A 24,947-nucleotide genomic window follows, 5' to 3' on the forward strand; every position below is an offset into this window, starting at 1 on the left:
GGCGCGGCCGTGGGTTGCCGGGGCCTGGGCGCGGAGCCGCGCCGTGGAGGAGGGCCCGACCGATGACGTCGCTTACGCAGCCGCCGAGCGTGGATCTGCCGCCCGTGGAACGGCTGCGGCCCGGGCTGTGGAGCATCCCCGTCCCGTTGCCGTCCATCGGTCTGCGCCACGTCTTCGTCTACCTCTTCGAGACCGACGCCGGTGGCTACATCGTCGACGCCGGCTGGGACACCGAGGAGGCGTACGACGCGCTCTCGGCTGGCCTGGCCATCGCGGGCTACCGCATCGGTGATGTCCGCGGCGTGCTGGCCACCCACATGCACCACGACCACTACGGCCTCGCCAAGCGGATCCGCGACGAGTCGGGTGCCTGGGTCGCGCTGCACCCGGCCGACGTCGAGATGCTCAAGCGGTTCGCGGGGGACACCTCCGACCTGCGTGCCGGCATGGCCAGGCTGCTGGTGCGCGCGGGCGTGCCGGCGGACGAGATCGCCACGATGACCCGGGCGCTGCCGCCGGCGGGCCAGTTTCCCGCGCCGGCGCTGCCGGACATCCTGATCGAGGACGGCGAGCGCCCTGACGTCCCCGGCTGGGACCTGCGCGCCATCTGGACGCCCGGCCACTCGCCCGGCCACCTGTGCTTCTGGGAGCCGGCGAACCAGCTGCTGCTGTCCGGCGACCACGTGCTGCCGCGCATCACACCCAACATCCCGTTCTCACCGGTCGAGGGCGCCGACCCGCTCGGCGACTACCTGGCCTCGCTCGACAAGGTCGGCGCCTACCCGGCCCAGGAGGCGCTGCCGGCGCACGAGTACCGCATCGCGAGCCTGCCCGCCCGGCTCGCCGAGCTGCGCGCGCACCACGACCAGCGCTTCGGTGAGATCATCACCGCGATCCGCGACGGCGTCACGACCGCCTGGGCGATCTGCCAGCGGATGACCTGGTCACGCCCCTGGCACGACGTCGAGGGCTTCATGAAGCGGGCCGCGCTCGCCGAGGGCTTCGCGCACCTGCGTGCCCTGGAACGCCGGGGCGTCGTCCGCGAGCTCGACGGCGACCCGCCGACCTGGGAGCTCACCGCCGGCTGACGGTCGACAACTGACTGCCGACGACTGGCAGCCAACGGCCAACGGCTGGTCGTCCCAGCGGCCGCATGCTGCCCGGTCGTTCGGGATGCCCTCGGTCCTTCGGGATGCCGCCAGGTCCTCCGGATGAAACGATGTTCTAACCGTCCTAGCGTTTGACGGTGCGCTTCCCGTCGGAGGTGCCGCGGGAAGAGAAGTCGGAGGGGCCACGTCATGGCGATCGCCATCACCGAGGAGCATCGGGAGCTTGCCCGGACAGCACGGGCTTTCCTGACGTCCAACGACGCGCGGGCCGCGAACCGCGCGTTACTCGAGGCCGACGAGGAGCCGCTGCCGGCCTTCTGGAAGGAGTTCGCGGACCTCGGCCTGCTGGGCCTGCACCTGCCGGAGGAGCACGGCGGTGGCGGCGCCGGGCTGCCGGAGCTGGTGGTCGTCGTCGAGGAGCTGGGCCGCGCCGCCGCGCCGGGGCCGTTCGTGCCGACCGTCGCCGCCGCCGCGGTCATCGCGGCGGCCGGGGACGCGGAGCAGCGGGCCCGCCTGCTGCCCGGGCTGGCCGCCGGCGAGACGATCGGCGCCGTCGGGCTGCTCGGCGAGCTGACGCTCGCGGACGGCAGGCTGTCCGGGGCCGGGGGAGTGGTTCTCGGCGGCGCGCTGGCCACACTGTTCGTGCTCGTGGCCGGCGACGACGTCGTCCTCGTGCCGGCGGGCGCGGACGGGCTGACGGTGGAGGTCCCGAAGGCGCTCGACCCGGCGCGCCGTTCGGCTCGGCTGTGGCTCGACGGTGTCGAGGTGGCCGGCGTCCTGCCCGGCGCGCGCCGCCTGGCCATCGCCCTCACTCGGGTGATCTTCGCGGCCGAGGCCGTCGGCGGCGCCCTGGAGACGGTCGAGACCGCCACCGCCTACGCCAAGGTCCGCGAGCAGTTCGGGCGCCCCATCGGCTCGTTCCAGGCCATCAAGCACCACCTGGCGAACATGTTCGTCGCCTCGGAGCTGGGCACGGCGGCCGTCTGGGACGCGGCGCGGGCCGCTGTCGACGGTTCGGGTGCTGACGAGCTCGAGCTCGCCGCCGCGAGCGCCGCCGCGCTCGCCCTGGCGGCGTTCGCCGGCAACGCCTCGCTGAACATCCAGGTCCACGGGGGTATCGGCTACACCTGGGAGCACGACGCCCACCTGTTGCTGCGCCGCGCGACGACGCTAGCGGCCGTGCTCGGCACGGACGCGGCCGCCGCCGACGTCGCCGCGCTGTCCGCGGCCGGGGCGAGCCGCGCGTCGACGCTGGACCTGCCGCCCGAGGTCGAGGACGCCCGCGCGGGCGTCCGCGCCTTCGCGCGGGAGGTGGCCGCCCTCCCCGAGAGGGAACAGCTCGAGCGGCTCATCGACACCGGCTACATCCAGCCGCACTGGCCGAAGCCCTGGGGCCTCGCGGCCTCGGGCGGCCTGCAGCTCGTCATCGACCAGGAGTTCGCCGCCGCGGGCGTCCAGCGCCCGAACTACGGGATCACCAGCTGGAACATCCTCACCCTCGTCCAGCACGGCTCACAGGACCAGATCGACCGGTATGTGCGCAAGGCGCTCACCAGGGAGGAGATCTGGTGCCAGCTGTTCAGCGAACCGGCCGCCGGCTCCGATGCCGCCGGCATCCGCACCCGGGCTGAGAAGGTCGACGGCGGCTGGGTCATCAACGGCCAGAAGGTCTGGACCAGCCTCGCCCAGTACTGCCGGCGCGGCCTCGCGACCGTCCGTACCGACCCGGACGCCCCCAAGCACGCCGGCGTCACCATGATGATCATTGACATGAAGCACCCCGGCGTCGAGATCCGCCCGCTGCGCCAGACCACTGGGGACAGCCACTTCAACGAGGTCTTCCTCACCGACGTGTTCGTCCCCGACGCGGACGTCGTCGGCGAGCCGAACCAGGGCTGGAAGGTCGCCCGCGCGACGCTGGGCAACGAACGGGTCAGCATCGGCGGCGGCATCGGCGCTCCCGCGTCCGCCGACGTCGTCGAGCTGTACAAGGCCAGCCCCGACGCGTTCCCCGCCGCCGCCGAGCGCGTCGGCCGGCACGTCGCCGAGGGCCTGGCGCTGCGCCAGCTCAACCTGCGCGGTGCCGTGCGGGCGGTCGCCGGCGGCGAGCCCGGCCCCGAGGGCAACGTCACCAAGCTGGCGCTCGCGGAGCACACCGGGTCCGCCGCCGCGCTGAACCTCGCCTTCGCCGGCCCCGACACGGCGTTCCTCGAAGGCCCGGGCGCGGTCGCGGGCCGGGGCGCCCTGGGCTGGCGCGCCATGACGATCGCCGGCGGCACGTCCGAGATCACCCGCAACCAGATCGCCGAGCGCATCCTCGGCCTACCCCGCGACCCGCTGCTGAAGTAACGACCGGTTGTTGAAGCGAACCCGACGCCCGCCATGGCCGGAGGACTCACAGTCCTCCGGCCATGGGTTCGAGCCCTACTCATCCACCATGCTCCGCCACGAGCGTCTGACCGGCAGGCTGGCATCGGCTCTCAGCGTCAAGCTATGTCGGCCGCCGGGCCTGGGATGACTCCAGCACTGCCCTAGCAACCACTGTCGATATGGAAACTTGCTAACCCGTCACTTCTAGTGTCTCTCACCGTGAGCGAGCCTGTTGGAACGGATCACGAGGACGATCTCCCCGTCAGCATCGACTACCTGATCAAGAAGACCGGAAGATCTCGAACCCGCTGCTTCCAACTCACCCAACGTCCTTCGTTTCCGGAGCCCGTCCAGCGCACAGCACTCGGACGCCTGTGGCGGAAGGGAGACGTCGACCGGTGGATCGAGATCTACCGTCCCAAAGACGCCCAGCAATCCACCGACACCTAGCCGAACAGCACCGCTCTGCCGGCTGGCCGAGGTTTCGCCCAACGCCGGGCATCCCTGTCGGGATCGGCTGGATCGCCGCGACCGCGTAGGCGCATGGGCGCGCACCGTAGACGGATCGCCAGGGCCACTCTCATTACTGGCGGCCCGCGCGAGTTTACGTTGAGGCAGTTGCGTTCGGCGAAGGAGGGCAATCCTGGCGGCAGTCTTCCGGATCGGAGACCCCGGGGACGGGCGAGATGACCCGCGAGGGTATCGGTCCGGCGGACAGAGACCCTGATCGCCCGCCGCGGACTGACGGTGGGCTGCGCCAGAGCTGGCGGTCGCCACACCGGGTGGCGGGGTCGGCCGGTCAGAGCGAGGCCTTGATCCTCGTCGCCGTCCTCGCCGTGGTCCTGCAACACGCCACCGCCGGCGCCCACACCCAGGCCGTCCTCGCCGGAGCCTTCGGCGACGCCTTCTGGTGGTCCGTCGCCTTCACCGCCGCCGCCGTCCCCGTCTGCCTCCTTCTTCCCGGCCGCGCCCCGGTGCCTGCCACCCCCGACCCGGCAGAGGCCGAGTCCGTCGTCCTGGTGTAGACGCCCAGCCCCATGGCCACGGGCCCACGCTTATGTCAGCGGGCGAGCTGGTCGACGGCGAAGGTGAACAGTCCTGGGGCGCGTGCGGCGACCGGCACGATCCGCCGCGCCAGCGCTGGGCGGTTCCGAGCCCACAGCAGACCCGAGGTCAGCCACCTCGACCGCCGCGACGTGGTGGCCCACGCGCGTTCGTAGTCGCCGGGCCGGTCGGCGCGCAGGCATCGCACAAGTTCGGCCCCCGCGGCCAGCGCCACCGCCAGACCCTCGCCGGTCAGTGCGTCGATGTAGCCGGCGGCGTCCCCGACCAGCAGCACTCGGCCCGCGACCCGGCCGGAGGCCCGCTGCCGCAACGGCCCGGCGCCCCGGACGCCGGAGACGGGTTGCGCGTCGGCCAGCCGGGCTGCCAGCTCGGGGAAGGCGGTGAGCTGGTCGGCGAAGCCGCCCCGGACCGACGAGAGCACCGCGACGCCGATGGTGTCCGCCGAGACGGGGGTGACGTAGGCCTCCGAATGCCGGGCCCAGGTCACCTCGACCGAGTCGCTGAACGGGCGCATGGCGAAGTGGCGGCGCAGCCCCCACCGCGGTGTCCCCACACGGCCGTTGGCGTTCAGCCCCACCATGGCGCGGATGGGGGAATGCAGGCCGTCGGCGGCGACGAGGTACCGGGCGCGCAGTTCACCGGCCCGCACGTGGTCGGCGCGCTGGTCGATCTCAGTGACGGGGGTCGGCAGCACCGGGACGGCGTGCTGATCGACAGCGGCGCGGAGCGCGTCGTGCAGGGCGGTGCGCCGGACCCCGCGGCCCAACCCGTCGCTGAACGTGGCGTGCGCGACCGAGGAGCCCTGTCGGTAGGTGATGCCCTCGATCACGTGGCCCGCGGGGTCGACGCCGAGCGCCGCGAGCGCCCGCACCGCGCCCGGCATCAGCCCCTCCCCACACGCCTTGTCGATGACCCCGCGGCGCTTCTCGCACACGACGACGTCCAGGCCCGCCCGCGCGCAGCCCAATGCCACCGCGAGCCCCGCCGGTCCGCCACCGGCCACCACGACGTCATGCATAGATCGACCGCAGCGCGTCGTTCTCGGCCCGGATCCGGACGGTCAGCAGCCAGGCGTTGAGCACCGTGAAGACCACGGCGGTGATCCACGCGGTGTGCACTAGGGGCAGGGCGAATCCTTCGACGACGACCGCGACGTAGTTCGGGTGCGCGAACAACCGATACGGGCCACTGGTGACCCGGGGCAGCCCTGGCACGACCAGAATGCGAGTGTTCCACTGATGCCCGAGCGTATGAATGCACCACCACCGCAGTGCCTGCGCGGCGAGCACCAGCGCCAGCATCGGCCAGCCGAGCGCGGGCAGGAAGTCACCGCCGCCCAGCCACACCTCCAACAGACAGCCGGCCAGCAGGCCGGTGTGGAGCACGACCATGAACGGGTAGTGAGAGAAGCCGCTCTCGCGGGCGCCACGCGCCAGGCTCCACGCCATATTGCGCTTGGCGACCGTCAGCTCCGCCAGCCGCTCGAGAGCGACGAGCCCGACCAGGACCGTGTACCAGACTTCGCTCACCATCGCAGTAGTACCAGTTCGGCGCAGAATCCGGGTCCCATCGCCATCAGCACGCCCCAGTCGCCGGGAGCCGCCGGCCGTTCGGCAAGGGTGTCGGCGAACACGTGCAGCACCGAGGCGGAGGAAAGGTTGCCGATCCGGTTCAGTGAACGCCACGTTATCGCCAGGTCGTTGTCGTCGAGGCCCAGCGCCATCTGGATGGCCTCGATGACTTTCGGCCCGCCAGGGTGACAAATCCAGCGCGCGATGTCGCCGACCACGAGCCCGTGCCGCGACAGGAGCTGCTTGACGTCATCGGCCAGGTATGTGTGAACCAGGTCTGGCACCTCCACACCCAGGACGATCTTCAGACCGGTGCTGCCGATGTCCCAGCCCATGGCGCGTTCGGAGTTCGGGTACAGATGGCTGACCGTGTCGACCACCCGTGGACCGCTGGGCGCGCGTGGATGGTCCGCGCCGAGGGCCACCACCGCGGCGGCGCCGTCGCCGAACAGCCCGGACGCGATCATGTTGGCCACGGTCGGGTCCTGGCGCTGCACGGTCAGCGAGCACAGCTCGACCGACACCAGCACCGCGACCGACGTGGGCCAGCCGCGCAGGAAGTCGTGCAGCCGAGCCACGCCCGCGGCGCCCGCCAGACACCCCAGACCGAACATCGGCACCCGCTTGACATCAGGCCGCAGCCCGATCCGGGCGGCGATCCGCGCGTCGAGGGAGGGCACCGCGATCCCGGTGACGGTCGTGGACATCATCAGGTCCACATCGGCGGGCTCGAGGCCGGCGCAGGCGAGCGCACCGAGCACGGCCTCGCAACCGAGATCCACCGCCACCGACAGAAACGCGTCGTTGGCCGCGGTGAATCCGTCCAGTTCGGTGTACCGCTCTATCGGCAAGGCCAAGTGGCGGGTGGCGACCCGGGCGCTGTTGTGCAGCCGAGTCAGCACGGCGCGTGACGTCGAGTCGGGTAGGCACAGCTGGGCGAACAATTCGGTGAGTCGTGCCTGCGGATATCGGTGCGGGGGGAGGACACCGCGTACCGACGCAATGGTCGTCGCTCTGTTCACCGTATGGCCTCCGCCTACGCTCGGCAGATGACCGGCCCGCCCGTGGCACCGCCGAGGCGCTCGCTGATCCGTGGTCTTCCCGGTTCCTGCCGCCTGACGCCGAGCCTCACCGTGACCACTGTAACGGTGGCGCTCGCCGCTGGTGTCGGCTCGACGTAGGACGGTGGGCCTCGCACCGGCGCCGCCCGCGGTGGCCAGTTGGGGCGCGGGGGCCTGGCTCAGGTCGGGCCGTCGGGGACATGACCGTCTCGGGCGGGGTCGCTGGAGCTTGGCGGTTCGGTGGCCAGCTCGTCGTAGACGAGCAGGGCGTCGGGACGGAGCCGGGCGCCTGCCGTGGGCGTGTGGTTGACGAGGCGGCCGTCGTGCATGAGGTGCTGGACGGTCCACCCGTGGGCAAGGACCGCGACGTCGGCGATGATCCGACGATGGCAGCGCCACCAGACTGCCTCGCTGCACAGCACGGTGGTCCGTATCTGTTCAGCCTCGGCGAGCAGCCGGTCCATGGCGATCAGGAACCGGGGGTCGCGGGTGTAGCCGGCGTATCCGCGGAAGGACGTGTTCCGCCAGATGACATCGGGGGAATCCGGCTTCGGCCGGCGGAAGCCGCCGAGTCCTTGTTCCCAGCGATAGCCGATTCCGGCCGCCGGTAGCCACGCTGTCAGTGAGGCGCGGGCGACGTCGGGGTTCCGCCGGCTGCCTGGCACGCTGCGAACGTCTACGACGGCCTCCACCCCGGCGCCCCGCAGCAGCCCGGTCAGCGTCTCCCGGTCCGCCGTGCCATGACCGACTGTGAGCAGGCCAGGAGCCTGGCCCAGCCGCTTCCGCGGCGAGTCCGATGACGCCTGGTCGCGGGGGCAGCTGGCCATACCGATGGTCTCGCCACCACGCGGGCGCCCGACACGGCAAGGCGACGGCGAGTCCGGTGCGGGCGCGCGGCTCGGCGTCCTCGGCGGGGCCATCTATGACATCCGACTGGCGATTATCGCCGGCGCCGTCCTGCTCGCGTTCGGGCGCGCCCGCCGCCCCCACGGCGGCGGGCCCTGGGCGTGGCCGGCCTCGATACGACCGGAAGAGCCTGGCCACTCCGTGCAGGGGATATCGCCGTTGTTGGCCAGTGCCAGCGCGCCGGATGCGGCCGTTGTTGGCCAATGCGAGCATCACCGGGGCGTGGACAGCTGCTTCGTGCCCCGCCAGGTGGGCGGGGGTCAGGGTAAATGGCTGAGCACGGCCTGCACCGCCGCCGCGCACAGTTCCTCGGAGACGTCCACGAGCCTGCGGGTGGCCTCTGGATCGGCGCGGGCGTCTGCGACGAAGTGGTCGACCTGGCGCAGGTCCGCGCGGGTGAGCAGGGTCTTGTCGTTGGTGACCCACTCGCCGCGCGCCGCGAGCACGGCGTGCGCGGCCTGCGAGGTTGCCTGGGCGACCAGTCCGGCGCACTGGGCCAGCCGGCCATGGCGGGCGTGGTAGACCCGTGCGTAGTCGAAGGTCAGCCGCGCGTTGTCCCACCAGACTTTGGGCGCCCGTTCCCGCAGCGCCGCCGGGTAGTGCACCGTGGGCAGCTGGCCGCGCAGCACCCTGCTGACCGCGAGCTCCGCGAGTACGAGGTAGGACGGGATGCCGGCGAGGTGGAACATCAGCTGCTCGATGCGGAACCGGCCGTCGGCCGCGGCGGCGAGCTCCTGGTCGACGACGTCGAGGTCGCGGTAGTGCACGTCCGTGCGGCGTCCGTCGACGACCAGCCAGGCACCGCCGTTGAAGACGCCGCCGCCCCAGCCCCCGACCTCGAAGACCTGGCCGGGCCAGCCGAGGTCGCGCAGCGCCTGGGGCTCGAAACGTTCCCGGTAGTAGACCGCGAAGTCCCAGTCGCTGTCCGGCCGGTGTGTGCCCTCGGCCCGCGACCCACCGAGGCTGACCGCCTGAACCCCGGGCAGGCTGGCGAGGCGCTCGGCGACGTGGTCGAGGAAGGCGTCGTCGTCCATGCACGGACGTTAACCCGGCTCATCACCCATCCACCTCGACCGACGACGGCGACAGAATCGCCTCCCGAGCGGCGTCGCCCGGCGCCTCCCGCAGACTGGCCAACTAACCCGGCTGTTGGCCATCTACTGGCCAACCATCACGGCGAGTGGCCATCTATCCCCGATCCCTACAGCGCGTGTAGGGATCACTTGAAGACGAGCAGTCGGTCCTCGTGATTCCGTTCGCGGCTATATGAGCGGAATCTTGGGTCGTGCGGCGGGGATAGTTGAGCAGTTCTTGCTGATCCTGGCGGTGGTGGAGCCCGGTGTCAGCTACTGAATGTAGCCGTGGTCGGGCGCGACCGAAAAGGTCGAAGGCGGGTTGGACGTTGTGGGGCGTAGCCGCCGACACGGTAGGTGAAGCGCTGTCTGCGTCCGCTGGCGGCACAGTAGCCTGGGTGCAGGCAGGAGCGCCTGCCGCACTCCGAGCTGTCTGCGGCCCGCGCCCGCGGCGGCGGTGAGGACAAGGGCCGCTGGTTCGCGCTGTCGATGGGTTCGGTCACTGCCGAGCCAGGCGATCAGGGCGCGGGGCAGCATCGCCGCGAGGGACCTGGCGTGACTGACGACAGCGCGTTCAAGAAGCAGATCCGGGCCCGGATGGCCGAGACCGGGGAGAAGTACACCGTCGCCCGCCGGATGGTGATCGCCGGGCGTGATCCTGGCCAGCCGCCGGTGGTGCTGCGGGTGTACCTGAGTCCGCATGTAGATCTGGAGCTGACCGCCGAGGCGGGCCGGGTGTACGCCGCGGCTGATGAGCAGGGGCGCCGGGAGATGGCGGGCCGGCTGCTGGCGGACCAGATCGAGGTGGCCGGGTTCGAGGAAGCACGGGTCGCCGCTGGCTCGAAGATCGTGACGGACCAGGAGCTGCGCGCCGAGGCGGAGGCTGCGGAGGACGCCGCGATCCGCGGTGCGGTGCAGCGGGGCATAGAACGGGCGGTCGGGTTGTCGGCGGTGGAGGTCGGCCGGGCCGCGGATCGGCTGCGGGTCGATATCCGCGCCGCCCGGCCGATCTTGCTGGCTGGTCAACGCGGGGCGGAGGCCGACCGGCTCCGCGGCGAGATGGAGGAACTGACCGGCAGGCGGGTGCGGCTGGACATCTGGGAGGTGCCTGGCCCGCAGGAGGGGCCGGAGAGCGAGGGGTCCGGGCGTGTGGGCTGAGGACCGGAGCCGCTATCCGTATCCGTTGGTGCCGCGGTCCTGACTGCTGCGGCCGGCCTGGCGTGTCGCCTTGATCACGGCGGGCCGGCCGTGGTGGAGCGCGGCTTGTGCCCGATAGGCCTGCGATGCCAGCGGGCCGCACTGAGTCCGCACCTCGACCGCCACAGAACGTGACTGCTCACCAGCCTGCGGCCTGCTGCTCATGTAGTGCTCAACTACGAGGCCGATTGCTCATCTATCCGTGATCTCTACACCCGGTTGGCCAGCGCCAGCGCACCGGCTGGCCACCGCAGTTGGCCAGCCCAGGCACGCCCACGCCTAGGATGATCGGCCATGGCCGAGTCTGCCCCGAACTATCTGGCGACCGTCGCGGCGGCGTATGACGGCGTGGCCGAGGTGTATGCGGAGCTTTTCGCCGACGTGCTCGACCGTCAGCCGCTGGAGCGTGCGCTGCTGTCCGCGTTCGCCGACCTCACGCGCCCCCTGCCCGGCCCGGTCGCCGACCTTGGCTGCGGGCCCGGCTACGCGACGGCCCACCTGCACCGCTCGGGGCTGGACGCGTTCGGTGTGGACCTGTCGCCGGAGATGATCGCCATCGCTCGACGCTCACATCCACAGCTGCGCTTCGAGGTGGGCACGATGACCGCGCTGGACCTGCCGGACGGCATCCTCAGCGGCGCCCTGTGCCGCTACTCGCTCATCCACATCCCACCCGCCGACATCCCCGCCATCCTCGCCGAGATCCACCGCGTCCTTGCACCCGGCGGCCACCTGCTGCTCGGTTTCCTGGCCACCGACGAGCCCGCAGCCGGAGTACACGCCTACGACCACCGGGTCACCGGCGCCTACCGCTGGCCACCCGACCACCTCACCGAGCTGGCACGGCAGGCAGGGCTGGTCGAGGTCGCCCAGCTGGTGCGAGCACCGACGGACGAAGAACGAGGCCGACAGGCACAGCTGCTGGCCCGCCGCCCGCAGCAGACGTAAGCCTCCACCGGATGACGCCCGTACCGGCTCCGAGGCTACCTGGCCACTTTTTCGTGGTCGTGGGTTGACCGCCCCGTCTGGTCGACTTGGCCAGTCAGTTCCGGGAGTCGAAGGGCCAGCTGGTCACGCAGCCGCGCCAGCGCCGTGATGCGCTCATCCAGTGTCGCAAGCCGCCGGGCGGCGACCGCGAGCGCGTCGTCGCACATGGGTGCTGGACGGAACCGGTCGGGCAGCGGGCGGTTCAGGAACGCGAGGAAGGATCGGATGTCCTCCAGCATGAACCCAACCGCGAGGAGTGATCTTATGTTGTCCACCCGAGTGACGTCGTCGTCCTCGTAGACCCGGTAGTCGCTCTGGGTACGACGGGGGCGTAACAGCCCCTGTTCCTCGTAGTAGCGAAGTGCCCGGGTGGTCGTTCCCGTGACCGCGGCCAGCTCGCCGATCAACATGATCCCACCTCCCGAGCGTCACGATAGGGCTCGCGCTTACGGAGCGAGGCGGATGATCACCTTGCCGGTGTAGGCGCCGCGGAGCATGTCGACGAACGCGGCCGGAGCGTTGTCCAAACTGTCGACGATGCTCTCGTCGAGGTGAAGACGTCCGGCGCGTAGCCACGCGGACATCTCCGCCTGGACCGTCGGTGCCCGGTGAAGGTGGTCGCTGGTGAGAAATCCCCGCAGCGTCAGGCGCTTGGCGATGGCGAGGATCAGATTGGCCGGCCCGGACGAGCGCGCCGCGCCGTTCTGCGAGGCGAGCGCGCCGCACAGGACGATCCGGCCGTGCGGGTTCATGACCTCGATCGCCGCCTCGAGCTGCGCGCCGCCGGCGTTGTCGAAGTACACGTCGACGCCGCCCGGCACGATCTTGCGCAGCTGGTCCGCGGGCGAGCCGTCGTGGTAATCGAAGGCGGCGTCGAAGCCGAGCACGCCGGTCAGGTGGGCCACCTTGGCCGGCGATCCCGCGCTGCCGACCACCCGAGCGGCGCCCTTCAAGCGTGCGATCTGGCCGACCAGACCACCGACCGCGCCGGCCGCGCCGGACACGAAGACGGTCTCACCCGTGGTCAATCTGGCGACGTCCACCAGTCCGGCCCAGGCAGTGAGGGCGGGGGCGAGGTGCGCTGACTGCGTGGGAAAAGCCTGACCGTCTACCTTGTGGAACCGATCCGCGTTCGCCAGTGCGAATTCCCTCCAGCCCAGCGCGTGTCGCACCAGGTCACCGACCGCGAGGTCGGGACTCGCGCTTGCGATCACACGGCCGACAGCGTCGCCGGTCATCACCTCGCCCACCGCGATGAGGGGGATCGGCACGCCGACATCGCTCATCCGGATCCGCGTCCCCGCGTCGAGGGACAGGAAGAGGTTCCGCACCAGCACCTCTCCCGCGGCTGGTTCCGGAACCGCGGCTGCGGCAAGGACGAGATCGCCGGGGGCGGGCATGCCGACCGGGCGGGCGGCGAGTCGAACTTCTCGGCCTGTGCGTGGGGGCGTGTTCATGCCAGCGGACGCTAGAGGTTGACGTAAACGTCAAGGTCAAGCGCAAGCCGCGACCTCCCGAAACCAGCATCCGGCTGGCCAACTACCTCCGACATGGCCATCCACTGGCCAACTGACACCGGCAGTGGCCAAGTTCGTGCGTTCCCTACAACCCGACTGTGGAATCGCAGATAGATGAGCATTCAGCGTGCGGCCGTGAGGGGTAGTCGAGCAGTCTCCGGCGGGCGTCCGGCGGGATAGTTGAGCGGCCGTGAGGTGTGGATGGCTGGATCTTGCCCGTTTTGCCGCTACCGAGTGTGGTCGGTCGCCGTTGGCGCCGGTCCGGTCTCCTGGCTGGCTGCTGCGCGCGGCGCACTCCGCCCATGGATTCGTCGGTATCGCTATGGTTGCTGCCGAGTTGTGGTACGCGATGCGGGGTGCCCGGCTGGGGAGGGGAGCGGCGACGTGGGGCAGGAGGTGGCGGTGGACGCCGAGGCGCGGGCCGCGGCGGCGGCGCGGATGCGAGGGGCCGCGCGCGGGCTGCGTGCCTTCGACGTCGACACGTTCGCGGGCGAGAACGACGGGCCTCGCGCGGTACGCGACCCCGCTCCCGGCAGCGAGGGGGACCCGGCGCTGGTGGCCGCCGGCGCGCTCATCGAGGGCTGTGCGTCGTTCATCGACCACCTGGTCGACGACATCGCGACCTTGCTGTCCGCGGGCGCCGCGACCGCCTACGACGCCGCGGTGAAGGGCTACACCCTCGCCGCGCTGGACCGCCTGCCGCCGACCTATGACGACCACTACACCGTCGCCTTCGGCAAGAAGCTCCTGGTCGCGACGATCACCGTCACCGGCCGGCTGGCGGAGCCGGACTGGATTCCGATGGCCTGCCTCGCCGAGCAGCTCGCGCTGTACCTGGCGGTGGAGGAGGCCGCGGGCCTGCTGCGTCTGTACCGCCTCGACGACGACCCGCGGGCTCGCTACCAGTACTTCCAGGAGACGGCGTTCGAGAACAACGCCCATCTCCGTCTCTACGACGAGCCCGCCGCCGTCGACTACGCCGCCCACCCCGGAGCGGCACCCATCAACGCCTGGTTCACGCCCTTCTACGACGGCTTCTACGTCCACCCCTATGTGGAGCCGCGTTACTGATCGCGGGCCGAGGCGCACTGGGCGGGCCGCCGCGGGGGATGGCGTCACCCATGCGGATGAAGCGGCTGAACGCGCAGCGGGGCACCCTAGCACCGGGCCGTGGCCGCCTGCTGTCGGCTACGCGTCGCTTGCTGCCGGTCGCGGAGCCCGTCGGATTCGATCTAGAATCGCAGTCCATGACCGGGTCCGGCAGCAATGGGGCTGCGATCCCTCGGACGCTCGGCCGGTAGCGGGCAGACATGAGCGTCGGCCTCCCAGCACCCGGGTTATCACCACCGCCCGCTCGCGTGCGGCCCGCCAGCGCGCCGGCTCCCGCCGACGCCGCGACCGACGCCACATTCCCCGTCCGCGGCGTCCTGGTCCGGGCCGATCCAGCCGACCGGACCGACCGGGCTGACTGGGCTGATCGGGCCGGGACCGCCGGGCCGGCGCGGGCGGGCGGGCGTCGCCACGCCGGCGGCGCTCAGGAAGGCTGCCGCGGATGTTGATGAGGGCGAGACCGGGACGCGGCTGGCTGCGCGGACGCGCCAGGGAGACCTCCACGCCGGGCCGCCTGCTGCTGCTCGCCGGGCTGGTCGTGCTCGCCACGCTGGCCGTCGGGGCGACGGCGGTGGCGACGGTCCTGAGCCAGCGCCACACGGCGGTCACCCTCGCCGACCGGACGTCGCCCACGGTGGTGGACGCCGTCCGGGCCCGCGCCCTGCTGGCCGACGCCGACCTGGTCGCCGCGCAGAGCCTGCTCCCGCCAGGGTCGTGGGGCCCGCCCACCGCGCAGTTCCAGGAGGACATCAAGACGGCCGGCCAGGCGCTCGCGCGGGCGGCCGACAACTCCACCGCCGGCGAGGCCGACCGGGCGCAGATCCAGGCCGTCAACAACGGCCTGCTCGTCGTCTACCAGGGTGACGTCTACATCGCCGCGAACGCCAACGACGACGGCACCCCCTCCACGCCTCCGGGCGCCGACAACGGTGCCGGCGCCGGTACCGATGCCAGCGCTTCAGCCGAGTCCACGGCCGCGAGCGTGGGCCTCACGGGGGTCTACCTGGTGTACGCCTCGGACCTCATGCGTGAGCCGACCGGCATCCTGGCGACGGTCGCGGCGTTCCAGGCGCGCAACAGCGCGAACCTGCCGGACGAGGGGACGGCGCCCTGGGCGCTGCTCGGCGGCCACCTCGCCGCCGCCGTCGCGCTGCTGGCCCTGCTCGTCTACGCCCAGGTGTTCCTGCGCCATCGGTTCCACCGCGCCATGAGCCTCGGGCTGCTCGGGGCAGCGGTCGTCCTGGTGCTCCTCGCCGGCGGCCTGACGGCCCTCACGCTGCGAACCAGCCACGACATCGACCGCGGCGTCCGGGAGACGACGGCGGTGGCCTGCCTGTGGCAGGCACGCGAGGCAGCGGCGATCATCGAACAGGACCGGACCTTCGGCGAGTTGGCCCCGGGCCTCGCCCGCGGCGCGGTGCTGCCCACCGCGACCGACATCCAGAACGACCAGAACGGTCAGGACGACGTGGCCGTGGCGGACGGCTGCGGTGGGCAGGCCGGCCTCCCGGCCGCGGGTCAGGCCGACGGCGGCGGCGGTCCCGCCGCCGTGTACCAGGCACGCGACGCGCGGCTCGGTGTGCTCGTCGGCGAGCGGACCACGACGCTGGACGACGCCCTCGACGACGCGATCCCCGGAGTAGGCCTTCCGTGGGCGATGACCGCGGGCACCCTCGCCCTGCTGGCCCTCGGCGCCTACGCGTTCTGGCCGCGCATCCGGGAGTACGGGAGCTGATCATGGGTTCGCCCGGGCGTGTCCTAGCCATGCTGTCCGCCGTCGCCGTGCTCGGCCTCGGCGCCGTCGCCTGCGGCGGAGTCTCCTCGCGGCAGTCCGTCTCCGTGCTCGGCACCTGGACCGACGACGAGCAGGCGAGGTTCGCCGACGTCCTGCGGCCGTTCGAGCGGCAGACCGGGATCGACGTGCGGTTCGAGGGCACGCGTGACTTCGAGGCGGTGCTGGCCGGGCGGGTCCAGAGCGGGGACATGCCGGACCTCGCGCTGATGCCGAGCCTCGGCGACCTCGAGCAGTACGCACGCGGCGGCCAGCTGGTCGCGCTCGACGACGGTTCCGGCGCGGTCGACCTGGCCAGGATCCAGCGGGAGTACGGCCCGACCTGGCTCGGCGTCGGGAAGGTCCCCGGCGCGGACGGGCGCGACCGCGAGTACGGCCTCGTCGTCAAGGGGACGCGCAAGAGCCTCGTCTGGTACTCGGGCGCGCACTACTCCTGGCCCGTCCCGTCCACCCTGGACGAGCTCGTCGCCACCAGCCAGGAGATCGCCGCCACGGGTACGCCGCCGTGGTGCCTGGGGATGCGCTCCAGCTCGGACTCGGGCTGGCCCGGCACCGACTGGATCGAGGACATCCTGCTCCACCAGGCCACCGCCGAGGACTACCGGAGCTGGGCGAACGGCGATCTTGCCTGGACGAGTCCCACCGTGCGTAAGGCCTGGGAGACCTGGGGGAAGCTCGTCGCGCCCGCCATGGTGCGGGACGGGCCGGCCGGCGCCCTGCTGTCCGGCTTCCTCGACCCCGGCGCCGCCATGTTCGACCGGCGGCCCGGCTGCTACCTGCACCAGGCCGGCTCGTTCGCCGCCGGTGTATACCGCGACAGCGCCGGCCAGCCGGCGACGGATGCTCGGTATTTCGACTTCCCGGCCGCCAGCGGCGACCGGCGGATCATCATCGCCGGTGACGTCCTGGCGATGTTCCACGACACGCCCGCGGCGCGGCGGCTCGCGAACTACCTGACCGGAACTCAGGCCCAGGAGATCTGGGCCCGCGCCGGCGGCACGATCTCGCCCAACAACGCGGTGACGGCGACCGCCTACCCGGATGACGCGCTGCGCGCGCTGGCGCGCTCCGTCGAGGACACGGCCTGCGCGGACGTCGTCTTCGACGCCTCCGACGCGATGCCCGCCGCGATGCGGACCGCCTTCTACCAGGGCGTGACCGAGTTCGTCGCCAATCCCGCCCGTCTGGACAGGATCCTCGCCGGTCTCGACAACGTCCGCCTGCGTTCCTATCCCGCGGTGGCCGCGGGTGACTCGCCGCCACCGGAGCAGTTCTGCCCGTCCGGTTCCGGCTGACGGGGACCAGACTCGGCTCCCGCTGTTCCCGTTGCGCCCGCCGTCTCCGCGATTGCCGGCGGGCCGGCACGGTCCTTTGACCAGCCCGTGGGCCGGGCTTTGGCCGTCCGCTCGGCCCGGCTGGTTTGCGCGTGAAAATAGTCACGGAGTGTGAAGAAGGTCACGACGTGTGCGTCCGACCGGAAAACCGGTGGCCGAGGTCGAGCCCACTACCTTGCGAGAAAGGCGCCTACGTAACGGCGTGTTCCGTGCCGCCCCGTGACTGTTGTTCTTCTTTGGGCGCTCATGATATGCAAAGAGTGACACCCTCTTTACCTTCCGACGGGAAATGCGTGGGCGCTCGGCTGCCCGTGGGGGCCGGCGCCGGCGCGACCCCATGGGAATGATCCCGCGGTGACCCAGGTAGCGTTCGCGGAGTGATCATTCGGAATCACATTCTGTGCTGGGTGGCCGGGGGAGAGGATCGTCATGATGGGTCGGCGCGGACGTGTCAGGACCGTGGCGGCCGCGGCGGCGGCGGCCGTCGTGACGGGAATCCCGGCCGTGCTCGCCGGCTGCGCCTCGTCGTCGTCCGGACCGGTGCCCGCCGCTGGCGGTGACTGTCCATCACCGGGTGTGTCGGGTGACACCGTCAAGATCGGCCTCATCTACCCGGACAGCGGCAGCGAGTTCGTCGGGGACTTCCGGGCCGTGCGCAGCGGCGTGGACGCCAGGGTCGCCGTCCAGAACGCGAACGGCGGTATCCACGGCCGCAAGGTCGAGGTCGTCTGGCGGGACGACGAGTCGAATCCCGCCGTCTTCGCCAACATGGCGCACATCCTGATCGACAACGAGAAGGTCTTCGGCCTGATCGTGGAGTCGTTCGTCGCCGGGCCATCCGTCCAGTGGCTGGACGAGGCGGGCGTCCCGGCGGCCGGGGTCGCCGTCGACGCGAGCTGGACCGGGCACAAGAACCTGTTCTCCTCCAGCTCCCAGTTCAGCAGCGACGCCGCCGCGGACACCATCGGCAGCTACGTACGGGCGAACGGCGGGACGAAGGCCTACGTCGTGGCCGACCCGACCGCGCCGGGCACGAGCGGCGTCGTGTCCCAGTTCAGGTCCAGCCTGCAGAGCCAGGGCGTCCCGGTGGCGGGCGAGGGCGACTACAGCGCCGGCGCCTCCACCCCGGCCCACGTCGTCGACGGGCTCCGCAGGAGTGGGGCCGACACGTTGGTCGGCGCCCTGCGGCCCGAGGACTTCGCTGACATCTACGCGGCGGCCAAGGCCGCCGGGGTGCGGCTCAACGTCGCGCTGAGTGCCGCGGGCTACGAGAAGGACCTGCTCGCCGAGCGGGGCGCGGACATGGCCGGCATGTCCGTCCTCGTCCGTTACACCCCTTTCGAGGCGAATTCCGCCGTCATGCGCACCTACCACACCGCGATGACCACCTACTCGCCCGAGCTCGAGGACGCCGACCAGGAGGCCGCGCTCTCCGCCTACGTCTCGACCGACGAGATGCTGCACGGTCTCGATCTCGCCGGCGCCTGCCCGACCCGCGATGCTTTCATCACGAACCTGCGCCAGGTGACGAACTACGACGCCGGCGGCCTGATCGCGCCGTCCAACCTCTCCGCGCCGACCGCGCCGGCCACGTGCTTCGCCTTCGTCAAGGCCGACGCGTCGGGGACGAAGTTCGAGCCGGTGCTACCCGCCGGTGGCGGCACGAACGGCTTCTGGTGCGGCAAGGCGATCTGAGCACGCCCTGCCCATGAGGCGCCCGGGCCCCGGGCGCGTCCGTGCGATCCGGCCGTGGCGCGTCCGTCTGGCGGGAGCTGTCGGGCTTTTCCCGGCCATGTTCTCTGACTAAAGTCAGAGAGCATGGCCGACGTCGCGACGACCGCTGTGATCCGACGCTTCAACCGCGCCTACACCCAGCGGATCGGCGCGCTGGAGGACTCCTTCCTCGGGGTGGGCCTGCCGTTGGGCACGGCCCGGCTGCTGTTCGAGATCGGTGCCGAACCGGCGACCGCGCAGGCGCTGCGCTCCCGACTGGGGCTGGACTCCGGCTACCTCAGCCGGCTGCTGCGGCGCCTGGAGGAGGAAGGGCTGGCCGTGGTCACGCCGGACCCGGCGGACCGGCGGCGACGGCTCGTGGACCTGACGCCTGAAGGCAGACGCCGCTGGCAGCAGCTGGAGGACCGCTCCGAGACGCGGGCGCGCCAACTGGTCGAGCCGCTGTCCGCGCGGCAGCGGGAGCGGCTCGCGACGGCCCTGGCGGAGGCGGACCTGTTGGTACGGGCGGCCACGGTGACGTTCGAACAGGTCGAGCCGAACTCGCCGGTGGCACGGGACGCGGTCGGCCGGTACTTCGCCGAGGTCGGCCAGCGGTTCGGGTTCGACCCGGCGGGCGAGCCGGAGAAGGACGCCGTCGACCTGGCGCCGCCGCGCGGCGGGTTCTTCGTGGCGGTCAGCGACGGCGAGCCGGTGGCCTGCGGGGGCGTGCGCACGCTCGACGACGGCGTCGGCGAGATGAAACGGATGTGGGTGCACGACGGGTGGCGGGGTGCCGGGCTGGGGTCGCGGCTCCTGCGCCATCTGGAGGACGCGGCCCGGGCGCTCGGCCACCGCGTCTCCCGGCTGGACACCAACGAGACGCTCGTCGAAGCGATCGCGCTGTACGACCGGGCCGGGTACCTGCGCACACCGCGATACGGCGACAATCCGTTCGCGACCCACTTCTTCGAAAAGTCCCTCACGGCTCCCGCCTGACCGGTGCCGCCGGCCGGGATTCCAGCCCCACGGCGAGAAGCCCGCCCCCGGCGTCAGGATGCCTCCGGCGTCTGAGGAGACCGGCCGCCGGTCACTCCTCCTCGCCGGGGTCGGGGCCGGGGCGGCGGCGGGGGCGGATGACGCGGGCGGTGCCTGATCCGGGGCGGGGGCGGATGGTCCAGCTCGCGACCCAGGCCGCGTCATCGGGGCCGTCGGCGGGGGTGAGACCGGGCGGCGGCTCGTCACCGGAGTCCCCGACAGGCTGGGGCGACGAACTGGGGGCACGGCGGGAGCAGAGCTCCCAGATGCTGGCCGGGGGCTCGCCGGCGAGCCGGACCGCGTGCGACACGGCGATGAACCCGCCTTCGGGCCGCGGGCGCTGGGCGCTGGTGACGACGGCGGCCGGCTGGCCGGTCACCGCGCGGGTATCGCGCAGCCAGCCGGCGACCGCGACGGCGACCGCCGTCGCGCGCATCGGGACACCTCTCCAGTGCAGCACCACCGCGATGTTGTTCACCTCGGCGAACCGGACCGCGACCCGGACCAGCGCACGCTCGTAGACGCCGATGAACTCCCCGTCGCCGGTCGGGAGCCGCCGCCCGCCGCCGCGTACCGGCGGGGCGCTGGCCCGCAGCACGATCAGCCCGTCCTCGTCCGGCACGGAGAAGCCCTCGGGCACCAGAGCGAAATCCACCCAGCCGGTCTCTGTCCGGACCTGGGCATGGATGCCGGGCAGGCCGTCGGTCACGACCATGACCGCGTCGACCCATGTACGCCGCAATACCCGCCTGCTTTGCATTTCGATGACCAGTCGCATTCATGTTCATGGTGCCTGGTGGGTGATAAGCCGTGGCAATGCTTCGTCGAAGCACCGCGGCCGGCCGGGCGCGCTTCCCGCGCCGATTCCGCCATGTTGTTGTGCACCCCCGTAGTGGTCAGGCGTCGCGAGCGGCACGGAGAGGGTCCGCTCGCGCTCCCGTCCTCCGCCCGCGCGTCGGCGCGGCGGCCCTGGGAAGGCCGCGCGGGTGGGCGGTTGCGGCGCGGAGATCTGGCGGGGCTCGGTCCGTGCCTTACGGTGCGCCGACCACGCTGTCGGCCCACCATTGTCGGGTCCGGCCGGCCCCGGGGAGCGGTGCCGGTCGAGCCCGTCGTGTGTAGCTTCAACTCCGCACGGCAGCGGATCCAGCACGTTCGGCTAATCGGGATAGACGGAGGGCCGGCGGGGAACCATTGGGAGTGATCCCCTATTAGCCGTTCCGTTAGCCGTTCCGTTAGCCGTTGGACCACCTTTAGGTGATGGGGCCAATCGGCCTACCCGCATAGGCCGTTATGCTCGGCGTGGACATGGAAGGAGCGTCTGACGCCAATGGCTCCGAGTGTGCGCCACTGCTGGGACCCGGATCGACTGCGACGGTACCGGGAACGCCACGGGCTGACGCTCGACCAGGTGGCTGACGCGATACGCAATCTGGCGCTCGCGGGTTTCACGCCGCCGAACGCCACGTTTCAGACAGTTGGCCGGCACGAGCGCGGGGAGTCATATCCAGGGCCGCGCTACCAGCGGGCCTACCGCGAGTTGTACGGCGCCTCCGAAGTCGCGCTGGGCTTCCGCGCGCCGCTGCCTTCCGAGGTGGCCGCCACTGGCCGCCCGGCGCCGCGCGGGCCCGCGGGTGCCCGCCGGCCGCGCCTGAGCGGGCTGACCGATCTGGACAGGCTGGCCCAGCTCGCCGACATGGCCGATCTCGCGGATCTGGCCGACCCGCCGCCGGGCTCGCCGGACCGCGCAGGCGACCTACCGGGGCCGCGGGATGCGGACGACCCGGCCCGAGGCTCGCGGCCGTCACCGGACGAGCCGTCCGCGCGCCGGCGAGCCCGCGGCCAGGCCGTGTTCGCGCGGGCCGTCACCGCCACGTCGGAGCCGGCCAGTGGCCGGGCCGCCGCGAGGGCGAACGTGGCCGGGCGCGCCGCCGCGCGCGCGGCGCTGGCGACCCGGCTGTCCACCATGGTCATACCGCCGGTGTCGCTGGACGGCTACGAGTCCGACGCGCTCACCGTGCTGGGGCCCGCGGCCGACATCGATCTGGGCACGGGTGCGCCGACAGGAGTGCAGGAGGCGGCCGCCCGGGCGCTCACCTCCACCCGGCTGCGCGACGCGGCCAGCCGGGTGGCCAGGGCGGCCGACGCCCCGCTCGCCGACGCGCTGTCGGTGATTCTCGCCGCGCAGCGGGAGGTCGAGGACACCGTCGGCTCGGCGCCACTGCTCGGCCCGGTCACCGCCCAGCTCGCCGCGCTGATGCCGCTGGTGATCGAGGCACGAGGCCCGGCCCGCCAGGCGATGGTCGACGTCGCCGCGCAGTGGGCCCAGTTCGCCGGCTGGCTGCACGCCAACACCGGCGCGACCGCGCAGGCCCGGGTCTGGCTTGACCGCGCCGCGGAGTGGGCCGCCGAGTCGGACAACCAGAGCCTGACCGCGAACATCCTCAGCTACAAGGGCCACCTCGCCTGGGAGGCGTGCGCCGTCGGCCCGCTCATCGGCCTGTCCCAGGCCGCTCAGCGGGTCCCGGTCGTCTATCCCGGCCAGCACGCCTACGACGCCGGGCAGGAGGCCCGTGGACACGCCATGGCCGGCGACGCGCGGGCCACCGACCGCAAGCTCGGCGAGGCCCGCGAGCTGTGGCGTAAGGCCAGCGAATTCCCTGACGGCCCGCCGCCGTGGAGCTACTACTTCTCGCCGGCGTTCGCCCGGCTGCAGGAGGGGCTCGCGCATCGTTACCTGGCACGCGTCGACCCCCGGCGGGCGCGCCAGGCAGCCGGGGACCTGAGTGCCGGTCTCGCCGGCCTGCCGGAGGAGATGCGCCGCGCCGAGTGGGCGGCCGAGTACGTCTACCACCTCGCCGTCGCCCACATCCACACCGACGAGGCGGAACAGGCCTGCGCGGACACCCTGGACGCCGCGGCGATCGCCCGGGCCACCGGCTCCCGCCGGGTCATGAACCAGGTGCGCAGCCTTCACGACCGCGTCGCCGAGCGCTGGCCGACGCTCGCCGCCGTCACCGAGCTCACCGACCAGCTGCACCACCCCGAGCGGCCCGGACGCCCGGAGGCGTAGCGGCCCAGGCGTAGCGGCCCAGGCGTGGCGGGCCCGGCCGCGCCAGGCTGGCTCCGGCGGCGCATGGCCAGCCCGCGTCCGGGGCGGGGCGACGCACGCGCGAAGGCGAGGGGCGCCCGGCGGCGTGTGCCTACCGCCGCGTGGAAAACTCCGTGAGTGCCCGCCACGCCTCGCGGCGCGGGTGGGAGGGAGACGGCCCGCGGTTCTGGTATCGGCCACGGACTCCGGGCACGGGTGCTCTGGCCACTTTTCGCGCCGGGCCGGAGGCAATACCCGGGCCGGATTGATATTTCGGTCCTGTTGCGGCGCGGTAAGCAGGTGAGGCGGCGTCCGCACATTGCGGGCCCGGGAGATGTGAGGGCAACCGAGATCGTCCCCGTGAGGCGCGATGCGTTACCCGGATGAGGCCGTGACGAAATTGACAGGACATGGCCCGCGGCGATGCTGGCCGGTATCGTCGGCGGGGCACGGGCCCGGGCTGGCCGCATTGCCAGCGGGGACTGACGCCAGCGACGGCGTCTGACGGGCGATACGCGCCTTCCCGCGCCGGTCATGCGTCCCAGGGATGCCGGCGACGCCAGGCCAGGAAAGATCCCGTCATATACATCGGCCCGGGACCACCTTGGTCGGGAACAGGCGCCTGATGGCGGGGATACTCAGCGCCCCCGCCCTGGCCAGCGAGGGAGGCGGCATGTCGGAACCGAATCCCGGCCCGGTACCCCCGCTGCTCGGATTCACCATCGGCCTGACCGCCGCCCGCCGCCGCGACGAGCTCGCCAGCCTGCTGGAACGGCGCGGCGCCAAGGTCGTCCAGGCGCCGGCGCTGCGGATCGTGCCGCTCGAGGACGACGGCCGGCTGCTGGAGGCGACCAGGGCGTGCCTGGCCGCGCCGCTGGACGCGGTGGTCGCCACCACCGGGATCGGGTTCCGCGGCTGGATGGAGGCCGCGCACGGCTGGGGGCTGGGCGACGAGCTGTCCGGCGGGCTCGCCGCCGCGCGGCTGTTCACCCGCGGCCCGAAGGTCACCGGGGCGGTGCGCGCCGCCGGTCTTTCGGAGTGCTGGTCGCCGGTCTCCGAGTCGGGCGCCGAACTGCTCGACCACCTGCTCGGCCAGGACCTGCGCGGCAAGCGGATCGCCGTCCAGCTGCACGGCGAGCCACTGCCGGGCATGATCGACGGGCTGCGGGCCGCCGGCGCGGATGTCGTCGAGGTCCCGGTCTACCGCTGGGAGCCGCCGGAGGACTCACGGCCGGTACGCAAGCTCGTCGAGCAGGTCGTGTCCGGCGGTGTGGACGCGCTCGCGTTCACCAGCGCCCCCGCGGTCGCCAGCCTACTGGCCACGGCGACGGAGCTCGGCCAGCGCGAGGCGCTCGTCGAGGCCATGAGTGGGCCGGTGCTGGCCGCCTGCGTCGGGCCGGTGTGCGCCGGGCCGCTGCGCCTCCTGGGCATCCCGACCGTCCATCCGGAGCGGTTCCGGCTCGGCGCGCTGGTCCGCACGGTCTGCGAGGAACTGCCCGCGCGGCGCGCCCGCGAAGTCGACGCCGGCGGGCACCGGCTGCGGGTGCAGGGCTGCGCGGTGGTCGTCGACGGCGGCCGGACGGTCATGCTCGCGCCGAAGGCGGCGGCGGTGCTCGTCGCGCTCGCCGAGCGGCCGGGCAGGGTGCTCTCCCGCGCCGAGCTGCTCACCCGCACCGGCGCGGGCGCCGGCGCCGACGAGCACGCGATGGAGATGACGGTCGCCCGGCTGCGGACGGCGCTGGGCCCGGCCGGCCGGGCCATCGAGACCGTCCTCAAGCGCGGCTACCGCCTCGCCGCCGGCTGACCGCCCGCGCGTGCTCGGGACGGCGGTGCGCCGGCCCGAGCCGGCACGCATTCCAGCTCACCGGTGCCCGGTTTCGCATCGACGGTCCGCTCACATCGGCCGCGCGAGCGGCGTGAGCGAAAGGATCAAGAATCGTCACCGCCGGAGGCCGCCGCCGTAACGGCGGCTTCCTACTTTCATGTCGGACCCGGTACCCAGCATCGGGCCGGGCCGGC

20 protein-coding genes are annotated in these 24,947 nt (G+C 72.3%); 12 read left to right on the forward strand and 8 right to left on the reverse strand.

What is annotated here, in order from left to right:
* Window positions 1–62: 62 nt before the first annotated feature.
* The 3 genes from BCD48_RS39550 (at window position 63) to BCD48_RS54505 (ending at window position 4,504) form a co-directional block, all read left to right on the forward strand.
* Window positions 63–1,088 carry an MBL fold metallo-hydrolase gene (locus BCD48_RS39550; RefSeq protein ID WP_071053519.1) on the forward strand — a complete coding sequence of 342 codons (1,026 nt, stop codon included), beginning with the start codon at window positions 63–65 and terminating at the stop codon, window positions 1,086–1,088.
* Window positions 1,089–1,298: 210 nt separating this feature from the next.
* Window positions 1,299–3,458: an acyl-CoA dehydrogenase family protein gene (locus BCD48_RS39555; protein ID WP_071053520.1), complete on the forward strand. Its 2,160-nt coding sequence runs from the start codon at window positions 1,299–1,301 to the stop codon at window positions 3,456–3,458.
* Window positions 3,459–4,165: 707 nt separating this feature from the next.
* Window positions 4,166–4,504, forward strand: coding sequence for a hypothetical protein (locus BCD48_RS54505; RefSeq protein WP_241842345.1), 339 nt, complete (start codon window positions 4,166–4,168; stop codon window positions 4,502–4,504).
* Window positions 4,505–4,539: 35 nt separating this feature from the next.
* Here the strand turns inward: BCD48_RS54505 and BCD48_RS55195 are convergent, their stop codons facing one another.
* From BCD48_RS55195 to BCD48_RS39590, 5 genes are all read right to left on the reverse strand, one after another.
* Window positions 4,540–5,562 carry an FAD-dependent oxidoreductase gene (locus BCD48_RS55195; RefSeq protein ID WP_071053522.1) on the reverse strand — a complete coding sequence of 341 codons (1,023 nt, stop codon included), beginning with the start codon at window positions 5,560–5,562 and terminating at the stop codon, window positions 4,540–4,542.
* Window positions 5,555–6,076 (reverse strand): isoprenylcysteine carboxyl methyltransferase family protein, encoded by a 522-nt coding sequence (locus BCD48_RS39575; RefSeq protein ID WP_071053523.1) that lies wholly within the window; start codon window positions 6,074–6,076, stop codon window positions 5,555–5,557. Before BCD48_RS39575 ends, BCD48_RS55195 begins: the two co-directional genes overlap by 8 nt.
* Entirely contained in the window at window positions 6,070–7,137 is a 1,068-nt protein-coding gene (locus BCD48_RS39580) for a type III polyketide synthase (RefSeq protein ID WP_071053524.1), read from the reverse strand. Before BCD48_RS39580 ends, BCD48_RS39575 begins: the two co-directional genes overlap by 7 nt.
* Window positions 7,138–7,355: 218 nt before the next feature.
* The gene (locus tag BCD48_RS39585; protein WP_083419912.1) at window positions 7,356–8,003 is read right to left on the reverse strand and encodes a DUF488 domain-containing protein; all 648 of its coding nucleotides are present in this window, start codon (window positions 8,001–8,003) and stop codon (window positions 7,356–7,358) included.
* Between the two features lie 339 nt (window positions 8,004–8,342).
* A complete protein-coding gene (locus BCD48_RS39590) occupies window positions 8,343–9,116 on the reverse strand; it encodes a nucleotidyltransferase domain-containing protein (RefSeq protein WP_071053525.1) in 774 nt (257 codons plus the stop codon).
* 594 nt (window positions 9,117–9,710) lie between these two features.
* On the opposite strand from BCD48_RS39590, the gene BCD48_RS39595 reads away from it, so the two are divergent.
* Together BCD48_RS39595 and BCD48_RS39600 are read left to right on the forward strand one after the other, a co-directional pair.
* Window positions 9,711–10,313 carry a KH domain-containing protein gene (locus BCD48_RS39595; protein ID WP_157910620.1) on the forward strand — a complete coding sequence of 201 codons (603 nt, stop codon included), beginning with the start codon at window positions 9,711–9,713 and terminating at the stop codon, window positions 10,311–10,313.
* Between the two features lie 333 nt (window positions 10,314–10,646).
* A complete protein-coding gene (locus BCD48_RS39600; protein WP_071053527.1) occupies window positions 10,647–11,300 on the forward strand; it encodes a class I SAM-dependent DNA methyltransferase in 654 nt (217 codons plus the stop codon).
* A gap of 35 nt (window positions 11,301–11,335) precedes the next feature.
* On the opposite strand, the gene BCD48_RS39605 is transcribed toward BCD48_RS39600, so the two are convergent.
* Together BCD48_RS39605 and BCD48_RS39610 are read right to left on the reverse strand one after the other, a co-directional pair.
* Window positions 11,336–11,749, reverse strand: coding sequence for a MerR family transcriptional regulator (locus BCD48_RS39605; protein ID WP_071053528.1), 414 nt, complete (start codon window positions 11,747–11,749; stop codon window positions 11,336–11,338).
* Window positions 11,750–11,785: 36 nt separating this feature from the next.
* Window positions 11,786–12,796, reverse strand: coding sequence for an NADP-dependent oxidoreductase (locus BCD48_RS39610; RefSeq protein ID WP_071053529.1), 1,011 nt, complete (start codon window positions 12,794–12,796; stop codon window positions 11,786–11,788).
* A gap of 444 nt (window positions 12,797–13,240) precedes the next feature.
* Between BCD48_RS39610 and BCD48_RS39615 the strand changes: the two genes are divergently transcribed.
* The 5 genes from BCD48_RS39615 to BCD48_RS39635 all read left to right on the forward strand — a co-directional run bounded on the left by BCD48_RS39615 (window position 13,241) and on the right by BCD48_RS39635 (window position 19,801).
* A complete protein-coding gene (locus BCD48_RS39615; RefSeq protein ID WP_071053530.1) occupies window positions 13,241–13,927 on the forward strand; it encodes a hypothetical protein in 687 nt (228 codons plus the stop codon).
* A gap of 487 nt (window positions 13,928–14,414) precedes the next feature.
* Complete coding sequence (locus BCD48_RS39620) at window positions 14,415–15,701, forward strand: GlnX family signal transduction membrane protein (RefSeq protein ID WP_131804200.1); 1,287 nt, start codon at window positions 14,415–14,417, stop codon at window positions 15,699–15,701.
* A 2-nt stretch (window positions 15,702–15,703) separates the two neighbouring features.
* Window positions 15,704–17,053, forward strand: coding sequence for an ABC transporter substrate-binding protein (locus BCD48_RS39625; protein ID WP_083419913.1), 1,350 nt, complete (start codon window positions 15,704–15,706; stop codon window positions 17,051–17,053).
* A 498-nt stretch (window positions 17,054–17,551) separates the two neighbouring features.
* Window positions 17,552–18,787, forward strand: a complete 1,236-nt coding sequence (locus tag BCD48_RS39630; RefSeq protein WP_241842346.1) for an ABC transporter substrate-binding protein — start codon at window positions 17,552–17,554, stop codon at window positions 18,785–18,787.
* A 123-nt stretch (window positions 18,788–18,910) separates the two neighbouring features.
* Window positions 18,911–19,801, forward strand: a complete 891-nt coding sequence (locus tag BCD48_RS39635; RefSeq protein WP_071053534.1) for a bifunctional helix-turn-helix transcriptional regulator/GNAT family N-acetyltransferase — start codon at window positions 18,911–18,913, stop codon at window positions 19,799–19,801.
* 91 nt (window positions 19,802–19,892) lie between these two features.
* Here the strand turns inward: BCD48_RS39635 and BCD48_RS39640 are convergent, their stop codons facing one another.
* Entirely contained in the window at window positions 19,893–20,582 is a 690-nt protein-coding gene (locus BCD48_RS39640) for a hypothetical protein (RefSeq protein ID WP_131804201.1), read from the reverse strand.
* Window positions 20,583–21,167: 585 nt separating this feature from the next.
* On the opposite strand from BCD48_RS39640, the gene BCD48_RS39645 reads away from it, so the two are divergent.
* Together BCD48_RS39645 and BCD48_RS39650 are read left to right on the forward strand one after the other, a co-directional pair.
* Window positions 21,168–22,910 carry a helix-turn-helix domain-containing protein gene (locus tag BCD48_RS39645; RefSeq protein ID WP_071053536.1) on the forward strand — a complete coding sequence of 581 codons (1,743 nt, stop codon included), beginning with the start codon at window positions 21,168–21,170 and terminating at the stop codon, window positions 22,908–22,910.
* Between the two features lie 691 nt (window positions 22,911–23,601).
* Window positions 23,602–24,732, forward strand: coding sequence for a uroporphyrinogen-III synthase (locus BCD48_RS39650; protein WP_071053537.1), 1,131 nt, complete (start codon window positions 23,602–23,604; stop codon window positions 24,730–24,732).
* The last annotated feature ends 215 nt before the right edge of the window (window positions 24,733–24,947 follow it).

It is taken from the genome of Pseudofrankia coriaricola, assembly GCF_001854805.1.
Taxonomy (GTDB): Bacteria; Actinomycetota; Actinomycetes; order Frankiales; family Frankiaceae; genus Pseudofrankia.